The following is a 13,534-nucleotide window of genomic DNA, read 5'->3' on the forward strand; positions in this document are numbered from 1 at the left end:
CGGGCTGTTGGACCGGGGTCGCCCTCATGGCGGGCTTCGTCGCCTGGGACAGTGGGACCGGGTGATCGCATGAGCTGCGCGTCGACGGTCGTCTACGACGGCTACCTCTGGGGCTGCTCGATGACGACGACGCTCCCGCACACCGACCACATGACGGACCTGCCGGTCGAGTACGCCGACAACGGCCAGGCCCTCCTCACCTGGGGCACCAGCCGGCAGGCGACCAGCGACGACACGACGGCCCCCTACGACGGGCCGATCTACGAGCGGTGCGAGCCGCGCCGGTTCCTGCCGGTATCCGTTCCGCTGCTCGAGCGGGCGACGTCGTGATCGCCGCCCGCACCGGGGGCGCGCTGCTGCGGGGTCCGCTCGGCCAGATCGGCGCGGTCGCCGGGCTGCTGGCGGTCGCGGTCCTCGTGGCCACGGCCGCCACCCTCGCGTTCACCGCACAGGTGCAGCACGCGATCCCCGCTCAGACCACTCTCACCAGCCCCGCACCGACCGAAGGAGCCGCACCATGAGCCTCACGAACAACCGCCGGAAAGAGCCCGGGAAGGCCAGTAACGGCTTCGGAGTCGCGTTCGCGGCCGGCGGTGTCCTGATCATCGCTCTGACCATCTACATCGCGGTCCGCGTCGGGTCCCAGGTCGACGGCGTGAATCCCGACATGGACACCGACCCGTCGAACTTTTTCTCCGTCGTGGTCGACGTGTTCTGCGGCCGACTCGTCTGGCCAGGCACCGCGACGCTCATCGTCGCCGGGATCGGCGCCGTGGTCGTGTTCTTCGGCACCCTGTTCCTGATCGCGAAGAACGGCGGGAAGAAGAACCGGACCCCGATCGACTGGACCGCCCGCCACACCGCGACCTCCGCGGAGATGAGCCACATGCGCGGGAAGGAGGCGAAGGAGAAGTCGGCCCGACTGGGCGTGACCGACTCGTTCGGTGTCCCTCTGGGTGACCTGCTCAGCGACGGTCGACCTCTCTACGCCTCGTTCGAGGACATGGTGCTGCTGCTCGCCGGCCCCCGCGTGGGCAAGTCGACCTCGTTCGTCATCCCCGCGATCACGGGCGCTCCCGGGTCCGTGGTCACGACCTCGAACAAGCGCGACGTGCTCGACGCGACCCGCGACCTCCGCGCAGCACGGGGGCAGGTGTGGGTGTTCGACCCGCAGCGCGTCGCGGTTGAGCCGCCGTCGTGGTGGTGGAACCCGCTCTCCTACGTCACCGACGACACCAAGGCCGCGAAGCTCGCGCAGCACTTCGCGTCCGGATCCAGCGAGGTCGGCGCCCGCTCGGATGCGCACTTCGAGCCGTCCGGTCGCGAGCTGCTGGCAGGCTTCTTGCTCGCCGCGGCCCTCGATGGCCGACCGATCACGGACGTCTACGAGTGGACGACGAAACCCGGCGACGAGACGGCCGGAGACATCCTGGCCTCGAGCGATTTCCCGCTGATGGCCAAGAGCTTGCAGGGCGCGACGCGGTTGGAGCACCGGGAGCGCGGATCGGTGTACTCCACTGCCCGGCGCATGGCGTCCTGCTTGAAGGACTCCGGCACCCGCCAGTGGGTGAACCGCACCAGCGAGAACGACACCCGGCCGGAATTCGATCCGGCCGCCTTCGTCCGCTCCACCGGGACGCTCTACAGCCTGTCCAAGGAGGGCGCCGGCAGCGCAGGCCCCCTCGTCCTCGCCCTCACCGCCGCAACGGTCGAGGCCGCGGAGGAGCTGGCCGCGGTGTCGCCCGGCGGCCGGATGCAGACCCCGATGCTCGGCGTCCTCGACGAGGCGGCGAACGTCTGCCGCTGGCGCGACCTCCCCGACCTCTACAGCCACTACGGCTCGCGGGGGATCCCGATCATGTCGGTGTTCCAGTCCTGGTCACAGGGCGTAAGCGTGTTCGGGAAGGAGGGCATGGACAAGCTGTGGTCGGCCGCGAACGCGAAGATCTACGCCGGCGGAATCTCGGAGACGGGGTTCCTGCGGATGGTGTCGGAGCTGATCGGCACCTACGACCGCGAGACGACCTCCGCGAGCATGAACAAGGGCGTGCGCTCGACCACCAGCGCGTTGAAGCGCGAACTGATCCTCGACGTCGCGGAGCTCGCGAACCTCCCCACGCCCAAGAAGGGGCGCAAGATCGGGCGGGCGATCCTGATGTCCTCGGGCTCGCGTGCCGCGATCCTGCGCACGGTGCCGTGGTTCGACGGCCCCAAGCCGCTCGTGGCCGCGATCAACGCCTCCATCGCGAACCACCGACCTGGCGCAGCGCCGACACCGACGCCGCCGCCGGCCCCGGAGCAGGGACACGGCTTCACGCCGGTGACGGACTCATGAGCGATGACTTCTACGGGGGCGTGGACGACGAGGCCGCGCCTGCGTCAGCGGCCGACGAGGCGACGAGTGCCCCGGAGAGCGAAGAGCCCACGACGCATTTCGGGTCGGCGGATGAGTTCGTGCGCAAGCAGCTCATCGGCACCTACCGGCGCCGAGTGATGGCGCAGGGCTCCGGTGCAGGTCTGCGGTGGAAAGCAGCCTGGTGGGAGTCCAAGGAAGCACAACAGCGCATCGAGGCGCTGTGGCGGGCCTGGGAGGCCGCACGCGCCGACCCGAAAGCCGGGATGAGTGCGTGGTGGATCAACCACTGCGATCCGCACATGAGCGTCCTACTCTCTGCGGACGGGCCGTTCGCTGACTCGACGGACGAGAACCGGCTCGGTGAACCGCTGCCTTACACGGCACCGGTAGAAGGCACTTTCCCGTCCGATCTACAACCGCCGCTGTACACGCAGCGCCCATCCAGAGAAAACGCCTGAGAGGCGCTCTGAGGACGTAAGAAGGGGAGCACCGTCCGGTGCTCCCCTTCTTCGTTCTCGACGCTCCGGCTAGCGGCTCAGGTCCGCGCGATCGGCGCCCTGCCCCTGGCCACGACCGCGCCGCGTCTGAGGGACGGTGCTCATCGGAGCCTTCGACGTCACCGCGGCGCTGGGCGGGGTGGCGTGCGCGCTGTCGGCGCTCATCCGCGCCTCGATGACGTGCGGGGGGACTCCCTTGGCTTCCATCGCCTGAATGGTCGACTGTCGACGCTCGGCACTGTCGTAAGCGATCTCTCCGGCCTCACGCGACGCTGACGCGCGCGGATCCGTCGCGGGCGGCGCCGACTCCGTGGACGGGCCTCCGGTGCCCTGTGCGGCCTCCTGGCGCTCTGCGGGGGCGTCGTCGCGGAAGAGCTGTGCCTGAGCGCGCGCGTCGGAGGCCAGCTCGCGCAGCTCGTCAGGAGTCGCGTTGGCGGTGCCACCGGCGGCCGCGTCGCGGTCGTAGTCGCTCGCGCGCGCTTCGAGCTGCGCAGCCATCTCCGCGCGCCCGTTGTCGACGTCGGACGCACCGGGGGTTTCTCGAGCGGCCTCCTGGTTGCGGGCGTCGTTCGCGCGGTCGAGGCGGTCGGCTTCCGCGATCAGTAGTTGTGCCTCCGTAACCTCCGCTCCCGCTCGAGCACGCTCGGGAGCTACCGTGTCCTTCCACTCCTCGACCAGCGCGGCTCGTGCAGCAGCGACGGCCGCGGGGTCCGCAGTGCGGAACTCTCCGTCGTTCCAGTCGATCGACGTCTGCACGCGGTAGTCCTGGAACCCGGCCGGGTCGGTGTCGCGCTTCCACTCCTCGGCCGCGGAGAGTTCGAGGGTGCCGGCGTCGCCCGCGAGCGCCGCGCGGTAGTCGGTGATCAGAGCGCGCTCCGCGTTCACGTCCGGCTCTGCGCGGCCGCGTATGTCCATGGTGAGACGGTCGTCGTCGTGGCGGTGGTAGTGCTCCGGCGCGGAGTTGGTGGCCCATTCCCTCGCCCGGTCCAGCTCCGACTTCGCCTGACCGGCGGCGTCGCGCAGCACGGCGGTGTCGACGCCGTAGCGCTCGAACACTTCGCGCTGAACGACGGCCGACGCGCGCTCCGCGATCGGGTCGTGGTTCTTCCACGCCTGCGCCGTCTCCGCGACCTTCGAGATGTCTTGGATGCTCGCCTTCTCCCACCAGTCGGGCCGGTCCACGACCTGCAACGTTGCGCGTGCAGCGCCGCGCTCGGCGTCGAAACGGGCCGACAGCTCGCGCGCCTGCGCGGCGGAGCGTGCCTGCGCGTCGCGGGCCAGCTCCTCGCGCAGCCGGGCGAACTTCTCGCCCATCTGCATCGCGATCGTCAACGCGATCCGGACGTTCTGACCGACCTCCTGGCCTACCTCGTCGTCGTCACTCATGACTTCCTCCCCTTGCCTTGGTGAATCGTCTATCGGCCACGGTCGCCGCGGTCCTGGTCAGGTCCCTGCCGAGACTGTCGGGCGCGGTCCGCGAGCATCGCTTCCTCGCGCTCCCGGTCAGCCTTGGTGAGCTTCGTGGGCACGGGACTGCCCGACCCGAAGTTGGTCTGGGACAGCCGGCGAACGTCTTTGAGCTCCTCCGGGAGCGCCTGCCAGGCCCGCTCGTTCTCCGCGACCTTCTCGGCCTTCACGACGCCCTGGTAGCCATCGCGAACAGCGGACAACTGACCCCGCAACGTCTGTGACAGCTCGCGCATCCGTCGCGCATCACCGGCTGCCTTGTGAGCCGACGCGACCGCGTGCGTCAAGCGCGCGAACTGGTTCAGCAGCAGCAGCTCCGCGGCTGCATTCTTCTTGTTCCCCGCCGCGGCCATGATCAGTGCGGAGTACGCCGCCGTCGAGGGCATCATCGCGGGCCGCGGGCGCGTCTCGTGCGCCCGAAGGTGCGCCGAGCGGGCGAGCGATCGCGCAGCGTCAGCGAGCGGTCCCGGGGTGGGCTCCATTCGACGGGACCACGCCGCGTAGGCGCCGGCCGTCTCGCGAGCGACGTGCGCCCACGTGGCCTTGTCGGAGGGGTCCACGGACCTGATGTAGTCGTGCAGACGGTCCATGTCCGCGGCGTACGCCTCGAACAGCTCGGGGGCCGGCTCTGCCGTCTCCCGGCCAGGGTTGACCGGCGTGTACTTCCAGGGATTCTTTGCTGTCGCGCGCCATTCGGACGCCGCATCCGACGCCGACTCCGGCTGGTCCGGCCAGCCCTTCCGTAGCTCCGGCAACGTCAGGTCGCGCGCGAGCCGGCCGCCGCCGTGCCAGATCGCCTTCTCACCGTTCGTCGGCCGCAGCGCGACCGAATAGCCGGCGATCACATCATCACGGCCCGTCGCGAAACGAGGCCGCACCAGCACCCCGCCCTGACGCAGACGGCGAACGAACTCGCTCTCATCCTGCGACGCGGACGAGGCCGCGCGCACCGCGCGCTCGAGGCGCTGCATGTCCGGCTCGACGTGCCCGCGACGTGCAGCGGACTCACGCGCTCCCGGCCGCACACCGCGCTCCGGGAACTCGCGCTCCGGCGCCTGGTAGACCTGCAACCCGTACTCGCGCTCCAGCTCACGGCTGATCGTCTGCGACCGCTCGTAGTCCTTGTGCACCGACGCTTTCGTGCCGTCCTCGCGCACCAGCGACACGGCGATGTGCACGTGGTCGTTGCCGTGCTTCGACAGGCCATGACGCACCGCGACCCACCGGCAATCGGCCTTGCCGATGTCCTCGCCAGCGAAGCCCATCCGCTGCACGAAGTCGGTCGAGATTCGGCCCCACTGCTCGTCTGTGAGCTGGCCCTCCTCCGCCGCCAGCGACAGCGAGCAATGCCACACATCCGCCGCCACGCGATCCTTCACGATCGCACCGGCCGAGTCCCGAACCGCCTCGCCGTTCTCGTCGGTGCGCACCTTGTTGCGCGTCACCTCGACGCCGAACAGCTCCCGCGGTCGGTCCAGATCCGCAGCGATCGCCGCAGCCGCAGCGCCATCCAGAATCTCATGCCCGTACTCAGCCATGATCGCGGAATCCCCCGCGATCAGGTGCTGCTCCTCGTGCTCGTTCGTCTTACCGGGACCAACGAGGTAGCCCATCAGTCCACGCATGCGCGTGCCGCGCGTGATGTTCGTTCTCACCGTCCACCGAGCCGGTCTGCCGTCGCCTCGATCAGGCGTCGCACCCGCCGGTACTCCTCCGCAGCCTCAACAGCCTCGGCCGGGAACTGGCCCGTGCTGTTCGCGAACCGCGCGAGCTGGTTCATGTTGTCCGACGTCTTCTGCAACAGCTTCGACGCCCGGAACAGCTCAGCAACCACCAACCGCCACTCCGTGTCCGTGCGCACCTGGGCGTTCATCGCGGACTCGAACAGCAGCCGCGGCACCGTCACTTCCAGCACCTCGGCACGGGCGCGCAGGTGCGCGTCCTCCTCGGGCGTGACCGACACCTCGTACCGCTTCGACCGCGCAGCGACACCCGGCACGTTCGCGCGGCGGCGCCGGCCGAACAACCGACCCTCTCGTGACGACTCCGACACGACCCTCACCGTCCTTCCGGCCCAGCGCAGCGAACCCGCCCCCAGGCGGGGACCATACGACCAGTATGCGCCGACCCGGCCGCGCAGCGGAAGGGGCGCGAGCGGTTTACCACGGGTAAACCTATAGCTTGCTCCACAAACCATCTTCGCACCGAGCGCGACTTGGGTGTAACTCGGGTCCGAAGGACACCCGAGCGTCTCGGCTGGCGAAGCCGAACCCGAGACGCTTGAGTCCGCGCCTTCCGCATGACGGCGGCGGCGGCTAGCCTTTCCGCATGAGCGACCACACGAGGAACCCTGACGACGCCGCCGACGCCGCCCGCCGACTGCTCGAACAGAGCGTCGAGAAGCGCGTCGAGGCGGTCCGCACGATCGTCTCCGCAGCCAACGACACCGACACCGCACGCGCCGCCCTCAGCGACGCGCAGAACCGACACAGCAAGGCGTGGGCGGACGCCCTCGCCGCCGGATGGTCGGAGAAGGAACTCCGCGCAGCAGGAGTGCCGCGACCCGAGCAGACTCGCGCTCGCGTCACCCGCGCGCGACGCACAACGTCGGCGGAGGGAATTCCCGCCGATTCGACCGAGAGCGACAGCTCTGCGTCCATCGAGAACGCTGCATGACCGACGACGAGTCCTCCGCGCTCCACGGTCAGGTCCGCGCCTGGGCGGAAGGGTCCAACCCGCTCGCGGCCGCCGTCGAACTGCTGATCCGATCGGGCCTCGTGTACGCCGGAGCACCGTGGGTGAAGACCGACAACGCCTGGCACACGAGCGCAATCGACTTCGACCGCCTCGGCTACGAAATCGGAGCGCTCAGCGGAGGCGAACAGCGCGTCGCGCGGATCGCGTCGTCGCTCGGTCAGGGTGTCCCTGTCGACCTCCGCGAGGACGTCGCCGGGCTCGACCTCGAACACACGCGACTGGTCCTCGCGGCGATCGCGCACGCCGCCGGACTCGGAGAGCCCGGCACGACGATCCAGACCGTCGACGGAGTGCCGACAATCGTCCCCCATGACGCTCTGGCGTCGTGGCCGAACGAGTAGGTCGATCGCGCACGACGACCGCCCTCGTCGAGTAGCAAGCCCCCGCTCGAGCAGTCACGCTCGCGGGGGCTTCTGCCTTCCCGCGACGTGCGCGCAGGCTGCGGTCCGGCCGTCCATCCGACGCTTCACTCTTGCCTGCGCCGGCCGACCGTCAAGAGCGCTGCGCGTCCCTCCGGGATGCCCCTCCGGGGCACTCCTGACGGCCACCCGCCTCCGGCATCGCGCCGCTTATCGGATGGATGGCCTCAGAGAATGCTCCCCTCGGGAAGAGTTCCGATCAGCGGCCCCTGCCGGACGCTCACCGGAGCGCTACATCGCGTAGGTGATGACGACGGATGAGAGCTTCCGCGACGTTCACGTCCACCGACGACGTGTGCACGGCCCTCCTCGCCTTCGTCGGTTCGATCGCCGCCGGCGGACACTCCGAGTCGATCGCTATTCCCGCGCTGCGCGTGGATGGGCAGGTCATGGAAGTACGGATGACGGTGAACGCCAACAGCGCGTTCGTCGTCGTCCCAGTCGATGCCGACGCGCAAGACGAGCGCGCCCTTCTGGCAGCCTCAAAGTCGGTAGTCAGCGAGCTGCGCAAGCGAAGCGCGGCCAGCCGTCAGGATGCCGAGCGGCGCTGACAGGAGTTGCTCGACTCGCTCCGCTCACGCTCACCGTCTCGGCACTTCGTGTCTAAAGTGGCGGTGCGGTTGAGAAGTGGGGACCTCGACGCCGCGCGCGGCAGACCGACGAGGGGTCGTCGGTGTCGCTCTGCTCTCGGCCGCGTCACACAGCGCGGCCGAGAGCACCACTCGCCGGCTGCTGCTCAGGGCCGTCAACCCTCCTCCCGTGGGCACAGTCGGCACCTATGGTCGGGCATGTACGGAGTGCCGTTCGCTCCGGCCCCAGTGCTCCCGGCTCGGATGCGGCTCGGCCCCTGAGCCGGGAGTAGCGGCCCGGCCCCGCGTCGGGGGATGCCGGGTCGGGCCGCTTCCCAGGGGAAGAAGCCGCACCCGAGCGAAACGACACCAGGCGTAACGTGCGGTGGTTATGCTCCGCGCATGATCGACTTCAGCTCCGCCGAGATGGCGACAGTCGAGTACGTCGAGGACCAGTGGCGCCTCACGATTCTCGACGGGACCGGCACCACGTTGGCCGAGACCGGGCTTCCGCTTTTCGGCCCCGAGAACTTCTTCGTTCGCGCCAGCTCTGACCGGCCGGCGGGCCTGGATTACGTGGGGCCGTTCTTGAACAAGCGCGGCCTGTACTACACCCAGTGGACCGGTCGCGGCCGAGACGGATGGAGCACACAGCTCCACTACTGACGAGCACACGTTGCGCGGGCAGACGTCCAGGATGATGAGCACATGTCGCGCAACACTGAGCCGTTGGCCGGTCAAATGGTCTGGCTCGTCCGCTGGATCCAATCGCGTGACGGCTGGTCGCACGAGACCATCAGCGGCGCTTTTCAGGAGCGCACCGACACGTGCTGGCGCGTCTGGGTGAACGAGGAGCTGCGCGAACTTCCCTCACAGGACTGGTCCCCCTACAAGCCGTGACGCCGACGGTGGTCCACGCTCAGCTGTGGTCAGTGACGGATCGCGGAAGCGCGCCAGCCTTCGTCCTTGACCCAGCGGAACCCAATCCAGCAAGTCTGCGGCTCCGGCGCGTCTGCGGCCGCGTCCAGGGCGACCCGAAACGTGGCAGGTGTCGCGCCGTCGATGATCGTGAACTCCGAATCGCGGTCCGCGAGCGCCCCGCACGCATCGCGCAAGCCTGCACTGTCTGACTCGGTGTTCGCGGGAAGAAGCTTCGCGATCGCCGGATCATCGTTCAACACGGGCACGAGCTCGTACACCAGCTCCTGGCCACTCCCCGACGGCGGCACCGCTCCCGACGTCGAGTCATCGAGCGACCCGACCGCAAACATGAAGACAGCGACGACGCCGGCCAGCACCGACGTCAGCAGAACGAGTAGGACCACGGTGACGCCACGATGGTGCCGCGGCGGTGAAGGAAGATCCTCCGCCTCGTCGTACGCCCCCACCGCTTCCCCTCCGCCGACAGGTCCTCCCGACCCCGGCTCACCAGAGATACCAGACCTGAACGACCAACCATCACGCACTATCCCCATCGCCCTCCCCCGTTTGGCTGATGCTCGGCAGATCACTCAGGAACCGATGTGTATGATTCCGCATGGATTGAGCGGGGACCTGGACCGCCGATCTTTGGCTTGTGACGCGAGAGCGCCAAGCCCGCCGGCGGGGGTGCGCCGACCCGAACGGCGCGCCCTCAGCCGCGCCACGATGCCAAGCTCGGTTCATCAGCTCGATGGCGTGGCGTCCGATCGGCGTCAGGTCGACCACGACTCGTCTTGGCGTGGCCGTGCCGGCCTGCCAGGGTCATGGCCATGGAGATCACAGATGATGTCGAGCGGGCCGAATGGCTTGGGCTGCGCATGCAGCGAGAGCGAAGCTGGGCACGAGTCGGCTCGGTCGCCGGATACGGGTTCGAGGCGTACGCCCGTGTCCTTCACCCTCGACCTGACGGCGATGACATTTGGGAACGCCAGCGGTGGGCGGACGTTGCTGCTACTGCCGGCAAGGTCATGCACCCGCTCGTCCAGTGGGAACGGCTCCTAGGCAGGGACGAGCCGCGCGGCGGCACAAGTGACGTCGGACGACTCGATCCGCAAGTACTCGCCGCCCTCGCACCCATCCTCAGTTCGGCGACCACTACGCCCGGCGATGCGCTCGCGGCGTACTGGGTCGGTGGGACCGGCCAGAACCTCCTCGGCAGGCCGGTCAGCATTGACCGATACGACTACATACTGGCCGCCACGAGCATGGCGGAGCTTGCCGAACCCGGATGGGGTCCCGAGATTGGCCTCCGCGGCGAGGAAGCGCCGCAACTACTCTGGCCTGAAGATCACGCCTGGGTGCTCGCCACCGAGATCGACTGGGACTCCACCATCGTCGCCGGCTCGCACACGCTCGTAAGCGCGATCCTCACTGACGGCCGATTCGAGGCCTTCCCCGTCGATGAGGACTCCGACCTGTCGTGGAACGGTGACACGATCAACCGTCCCAAAGTCCAGGAACCGTCCTAGGAGAGCGCGAAGGACAGCGATCGCGACGTCAGTGAGTGATTGAGGCCGCCTGCCATCCGCTCCGAGTTCGAGTCGTCGCATCGTTCTACGGTGCAAGCGACGCCTACCGATCGGGAGGCCGAAGGTACGCGGACAGGGTGAAGGCGGGCGGCCCATGGGTCACCCGCCTTCACCCTCGCGGACGCGGAGCGCCTCTTGCGGTGACCCTACGGAGCCAGGATGTAGGACATGCCCACGACGTCCTGCACAGTTCGCGTGTTGTAGACGCCAGGTCCGGCGGCACCGTTCATCTCGGTGATGTTGATGTAGAGGCCGTCAGCGCGCTGCTCGACGGAATCGACCCAGGCGACGTGACCGTAGGTGGGGTCCGCCCCCTGCACGCCGGGCTCGAAGACGACGATGCTGCGAGCCTGAGCATCCAGGACGGTAGTCCAGCCGTTCGCGGCGGCGCTGGTGTCCCAGTCGAGGGCGTTGCCGTAGATGGCGGGACGCAGCCCGGTCGCCTCGAAGAACTTTTCCTTCGCACCCCATGTGCACTGACCGGCAGCGCCGCTGTTCGCTCCCTCGGTAACGCCAGTGGCGCGGCCGGAGTCAGCGACGGCGGTGGTTGTCTGAGTTGTGGTGTCCGCGAAGGCCGGCGCGGCGCCCACGATCGGGACTGCGACGGTGAGTGATGCTGCGAGCAGGCCCGCAGCGATGCGGGACCGGCGGAAGCCGTGTCCCGGGTGGTTCTGACGGTTGGCCGAGCTGGTGTCGAATTCGTTGCTCGTGCTGGTGCGCATGATGTACTCCTTCGTCTCTTCTTGCTTCCCTTGAACACCCTCCACGCTGCCACTCATACGGCTCCCATCACCGAAATGGAGGAAGCGGCCACGTAGCGCCCACCTCCCACCCAGGCGCGAAGCAGCGCCCGCCACGCACTGCGAGCGACCGCACCGGAGGGTGACGGGGGCTCCGTCTAGCTGAGGTACACCCCAACCGGACGTCAGGCACCATGGCCGAAGCGCGTCCGAATAGGGCCGTGTCGGACCTTGTCTGACACTTGCCCCTGCGGCTCTTAGACTTCAACTGGACAAGTAGGGGTCGGAGGCGGCATGTCGGGTCAGAGGGTCGGGTACGTGCGGGTGAGCACGTTGGATCAGAGCACGGTGCGCCAGCTCGACGGCCTGACGCTGGATCGGGTGTTCGAGGACAAGGCCTCCGGCAAGGACGTGAACCGTCCGCAGCTCGAAGAGATGATCGGGTTCGTCCGCGACGGAGACACGGTGCTCGTGCACTCGATGGACCGGCTCGCAAGGAACCTAGAAGACCTCCGCCGGCTCGTGCGCCGACTGACGGACAAGAAGGTCCGGGTCGAGTTCGTCAAGGAACAGCTCACCTTCACTGGTGAGGACAGCGCGATGGCGAACCTGCTGCTGAACATGATGGGCGCGTTCGCAGAGTTCGAACGCGAACTCATTCGGGAGCGTCAACGCGAGGGCATCGCTTTGGCCAAGCAGCGCGGCGTCTACCGAGGCCGCGCCCGCTCGCTTACCCTCGCGCAGGTCGCGGAGCTGCGCGAGCGGGCTGGTGCCGGCGTGCCGAAGACGACGTTGGCAAAGAAATATGGCATCAGCCGGGAGACGGTGTACGCCTACCTTCGCGCCTCGACATCGGCGCTACAAGCGTCTGAAGAGTGACGGGGCGCTGACATGGTGAGCACTGTCGGAGTCGTTCATGGCGCGGGAGGAAGCTGATGACAACACAGATGTTCCCTGGCGAGATCGGGTCGATGCCGGAATTGGGTTCGTCCGCGATTGCGACGTTCCGGCCCGCAACAGAGCTTCCGACTCCTGTGCGGTTTGTCGACGGCTTCGATCTCTTCGTTCAGTTCCTGCAACGCCATGGCGTGGACCCAGAGAGCCTTGCTGGTGACGTGTCGGGAGTGTGGCTCTTCCTGGCCAAGCATCCGACCGCCTTGACGACGCCAGAGATTGCCGACGCCGCAGCCCGGTTCGTCGGGAACGTGATCGCGGTGGTGCATCCCGCGGCGACCTGGCGAGTCACCAACGAGCCGGAAATCGGGACGAACGTCCGCTCCATTCCGGTCGCCGCCCTCGTGCGAACCATGGTGCAGCGTCCCGAGCAGCGGGAACCGTTCCTCGAGATGCTGTCCACCTGGGATCAAGAAGACCTCGACGACCGCGAAATCACCGCGCTCGCTCACGATGTCACTCCACCGCCGTTCACGGTTCCACCGGTTCCGTTCCAACGCGCCGCCTTCCCTCCCATCGAGTTCCGCGACGACAACGGCCACGTCATCGAATACGGGCAGCGCTGGCCCGACCACCACCCACCTGACGACGCGTACTCCCGCGTCTCCCACCCAGAACGCTTCGCACCCCTACGCCATGACGTCGACGCCCTGGCCGACTACCTCCACCGCTGGTACTCCGTCGACGTCCGCCACCTCGACCACGACGGGACACAGCAGATCCGGTTGCAGCCTCGCGCCGGAACCCCGATCACCGTCACTGCAACCGACGAATCAGTCCAAGTGGAAGCAGGCGTCTTCTTCCGCGCCACCCTGCCGAACTGCTCCTGCGATGCCTGCGACGAATCAGCAGAAACCGCCGCCGACCGCCTCGAAGAAGCCGTCCTTTCCATCGCCGCGGGCGGCTTCCGCGAGACGTACCCCCTCGGAAGTCGCCGGTGGCTGCACACCCAGCTCCACGCCGTTGACGGCAGCGGCTACACCGGCAGCAGTGGCGCCCCCGACAGAGACCTCACCACCGACGACCTCGAACACGCCACCACGACCCTGCGCCAACTCGACAACGGCTGGTGGCCCGCCTGGCCCCTCCGCACCCCCAACTCGCCAGACCGAACAGGCGACGACGAAACGACGAACGACCGAACCTGACGAGCGGCTCCAACTGCTTCGTTAGACGCCCCGCCACCTGGCTCCCCACCGGACGGGTCGCCACCACCCGTCCTCTGAACCCACGTTCGCGTACGAATCGCATGGCTAGCCTGGCTG

Annotated in this window: 17 protein-coding genes; 12 read left to right on the forward strand and 5 right to left on the reverse strand. The window is 68.2% G+C overall.

Translation table 11 applies throughout. The features are described 5' to 3' along the window. Positions 1 to 69 precede the first annotated feature (69 nt). Genes C5D44_RS05610 through C5D44_RS05625 form a run of 4 tightly spaced genes read left to right on the forward strand, consistent with a single transcriptional unit; the run spans position 70 to position 2,814 of the window. Positions 70 to 330, forward strand: a complete 261-nt coding sequence (locus tag C5D44_RS05610) for a hypothetical protein (RefSeq protein ID WP_104227105.1) — start codon at positions 70 to 72, stop codon at positions 328 to 330. Further along, positions 327 to 521 carry a hypothetical protein gene (locus C5D44_RS05615; protein ID WP_104227104.1) on the forward strand — a complete coding sequence of 65 codons (195 nt, stop codon included), beginning with the start codon at positions 327 to 329 and terminating at the stop codon, positions 519 to 521. Before C5D44_RS05610 ends, C5D44_RS05615 begins: the two co-directional genes overlap by 4 nt. After that, the gene (locus C5D44_RS05620; RefSeq protein WP_104227103.1) at positions 518 to 2,335 is read left to right on the forward strand and encodes a type IV secretory system conjugative DNA transfer family protein; all 1,818 of its coding nucleotides are present in this window, start codon (positions 518 to 520) and stop codon (positions 2,333 to 2,335) included. Before C5D44_RS05615 ends, C5D44_RS05620 begins: the two co-directional genes overlap by 4 nt. Then, positions 2,332 to 2,814 carry a DUF4913 domain-containing protein gene (locus C5D44_RS05625; RefSeq protein WP_104227102.1) on the forward strand — a complete coding sequence of 161 codons (483 nt, stop codon included), beginning with the start codon at positions 2,332 to 2,334 and terminating at the stop codon, positions 2,812 to 2,814. The genes C5D44_RS05620 and C5D44_RS05625 overlap by 4 nt, the downstream gene beginning before the upstream one ends. 69 nt (positions 2,815 to 2,883) lie before the next feature. Here the strand turns inward: C5D44_RS05625 and C5D44_RS05630 are convergent, their stop codons facing one another. Genes C5D44_RS05630 through C5D44_RS05640 form a run of 3 tightly spaced genes read right to left on the reverse strand, consistent with a single transcriptional unit; the run spans position 2,884 to position 6,283 of the window. Next, entirely contained in the window at positions 2,884 to 4,239 is a 1,356-nt protein-coding gene (locus C5D44_RS05630; protein WP_104227101.1) for a hypothetical protein, read from the reverse strand. Between the two features lie 29 nt (positions 4,240 to 4,268). After that, positions 4,269 to 5,975 (reverse strand): relaxase/mobilization nuclease domain-containing protein, encoded by a 1,707-nt coding sequence (locus tag C5D44_RS05635; protein ID WP_146079000.1) that lies wholly within the window; start codon positions 5,973 to 5,975, stop codon positions 4,269 to 4,271. Then, on the reverse strand, positions 5,972 to 6,283 hold the full coding sequence (locus C5D44_RS05640) for a plasmid mobilization relaxosome protein MobC (protein WP_236553717.1): 312 nt from the start codon (positions 6,281 to 6,283) through the stop codon (positions 5,972 to 5,974). The genes C5D44_RS05635 and C5D44_RS05640 overlap by 4 nt, the downstream gene beginning before the upstream one ends. Positions 6,284 to 6,648: 365 nt before the next feature. Between C5D44_RS05640 and C5D44_RS05645 the strand changes: the two genes are divergently transcribed. The 5 genes from C5D44_RS05645 (at position 6,649) to C5D44_RS05665 (ending at position 8,965) form a co-directional block, all read left to right on the forward strand. After that, the gene (locus C5D44_RS05645) at positions 6,649 to 6,996 is read left to right on the forward strand and encodes a hypothetical protein (RefSeq protein ID WP_104227099.1); all 348 of its coding nucleotides are present in this window, start codon (positions 6,649 to 6,651) and stop codon (positions 6,994 to 6,996) included. Then, positions 6,993 to 7,418, forward strand: a complete 426-nt coding sequence (locus C5D44_RS05650; protein ID WP_104227098.1) for a hypothetical protein — start codon at positions 6,993 to 6,995, stop codon at positions 7,416 to 7,418. Before C5D44_RS05645 ends, C5D44_RS05650 begins: the two co-directional genes overlap by 4 nt. Before the next feature lie 335 nt (positions 7,419 to 7,753). Continuing rightward, positions 7,754 to 8,047 carry a hypothetical protein gene (locus C5D44_RS05655; protein WP_104227097.1) on the forward strand — a complete coding sequence of 98 codons (294 nt, stop codon included), beginning with the start codon at positions 7,754 to 7,756 and terminating at the stop codon, positions 8,045 to 8,047. Positions 8,048 to 8,467: 420 nt separating this feature from the next. Continuing rightward, positions 8,468 to 8,731: a hypothetical protein gene (locus C5D44_RS05660; protein ID WP_104227096.1), complete on the forward strand. Its 264-nt coding sequence runs from the start codon at positions 8,468 to 8,470 to the stop codon at positions 8,729 to 8,731. A 42-nt stretch (positions 8,732 to 8,773) separates the two neighbouring features. Then, positions 8,774 to 8,965 carry a hypothetical protein gene (locus C5D44_RS05665; RefSeq protein ID WP_104227095.1) on the forward strand — a complete coding sequence of 64 codons (192 nt, stop codon included), beginning with the start codon at positions 8,774 to 8,776 and terminating at the stop codon, positions 8,963 to 8,965. A gap of 29 nt (positions 8,966 to 8,994) precedes the next feature. On the opposite strand, the gene C5D44_RS05670 is transcribed toward C5D44_RS05665, so the two are convergent. Then, a complete protein-coding gene (locus tag C5D44_RS05670) occupies positions 8,995 to 9,453 on the reverse strand; it encodes a hypothetical protein (protein WP_104227094.1) in 459 nt (152 codons plus the stop codon). A 363-nt stretch (positions 9,454 to 9,816) separates the two neighbouring features. On the opposite strand from C5D44_RS05670, the gene C5D44_RS05675 reads away from it, so the two are divergent. Then, positions 9,817 to 10,515 (forward strand): hypothetical protein, encoded by a 699-nt coding sequence (locus C5D44_RS05675; RefSeq protein ID WP_146078502.1) that lies wholly within the window; start codon positions 9,817 to 9,819, stop codon positions 10,513 to 10,515. A gap of 206 nt (positions 10,516 to 10,721) precedes the next feature. Here C5D44_RS05675 and C5D44_RS05680 read toward each other — a convergent pair whose 3' ends face one another. Next, the gene (locus tag C5D44_RS05680) at positions 10,722 to 11,297 is read right to left on the reverse strand and encodes a CHAP domain-containing protein (protein ID WP_219812207.1); all 576 of its coding nucleotides are present in this window, start codon (positions 11,295 to 11,297) and stop codon (positions 10,722 to 10,724) included. A 312-nt stretch (positions 11,298 to 11,609) separates the two neighbouring features. Between C5D44_RS05680 and C5D44_RS05685 the strand changes: the two genes are divergently transcribed. Next, a complete protein-coding gene (locus C5D44_RS05685; protein ID WP_104227091.1) occupies positions 11,610 to 12,194 on the forward strand; it encodes a recombinase family protein in 585 nt (194 codons plus the stop codon). 56 nt (positions 12,195 to 12,250) lie between these two features. Then, positions 12,251 to 13,417 carry a DUF6226 family protein gene (locus tag C5D44_RS05690; protein WP_104227090.1) on the forward strand — a complete coding sequence of 389 codons (1,167 nt, stop codon included), beginning with the start codon at positions 12,251 to 12,253 and terminating at the stop codon, positions 13,415 to 13,417. Positions 13,418 to 13,534: the final 117 nt, after the last annotated feature.

It is taken from the genome of Rathayibacter sp. AY1B5 (assembly GCF_002932795.1).
GTDB lineage: Bacteria > Actinomycetota > Actinomycetes > Actinomycetales > Microbacteriaceae > Rathayibacter.

Bases quoted from the DNA above. Each gene is read 5' to 3' on its own strand.
- C5D44_RS05610 (WP_104227105.1), top strand. From the start codon at position 70: ATGAGCTGCGCGTCGACGGTCGTCTACGACGGCTACCTCTGGGGCTGC.
- C5D44_RS05620 (WP_104227103.1), top strand. From the start codon at position 518: ATGAGCCTCACGAACAACCGCCGGAAAGAGCCCGGGAAGGCCAGTAAC.
- C5D44_RS05625 (WP_104227102.1), top strand. From the start codon at position 2,332: ATGAGCGATGACTTCTACGGGGGCGTGGACGACGAGGCCGCGCCTGCG.
- C5D44_RS05630 (WP_104227101.1), bottom strand. From the start codon at position 4,239: ATGAGTGACGACGACGAGGTAGGCCAGGAGGTCGGTCAGAACGTCCGG.
- C5D44_RS05645 (WP_104227099.1), top strand. From the start codon at position 6,649: ATGAGCGACCACACGAGGAACCCTGACGACGCCGCCGACGCCGCCCGC.
- C5D44_RS05650 (WP_104227098.1), top strand. From the start codon at position 6,993: ATGACCGACGACGAGTCCTCCGCGCTCCACGGTCAGGTCCGCGCCTGG.
- C5D44_RS05655 (WP_104227097.1), top strand. From the start codon at position 7,754: ATGAGAGCTTCCGCGACGTTCACGTCCACCGACGACGTGTGCACGGCC.
- C5D44_RS05660 (WP_104227096.1), top strand. From the start codon at position 8,468: ATGATCGACTTCAGCTCCGCCGAGATGGCGACAGTCGAGTACGTCGAG.
- C5D44_RS05665 (WP_104227095.1), top strand. From the start codon at position 8,774: ATGTCGCGCAACACTGAGCCGTTGGCCGGTCAAATGGTCTGGCTCGTC.
- C5D44_RS05675 (WP_146078502.1), top strand. From the start codon at position 9,817: ATGGAGATCACAGATGATGTCGAGCGGGCCGAATGGCTTGGGCTGCGC.
- C5D44_RS05680 (WP_219812207.1), bottom strand. From the start codon at position 11,297: ATGCGCACCAGCACGAGCAACGAATTCGACACCAGCTCGGCCAACCGT.
- C5D44_RS05685 (WP_104227091.1), top strand. From the start codon at position 11,610: ATGTCGGGTCAGAGGGTCGGGTACGTGCGGGTGAGCACGTTGGATCAG.
- C5D44_RS05690 (WP_104227090.1), top strand. From the start codon at position 12,251: ATGACAACACAGATGTTCCCTGGCGAGATCGGGTCGATGCCGGAATTG.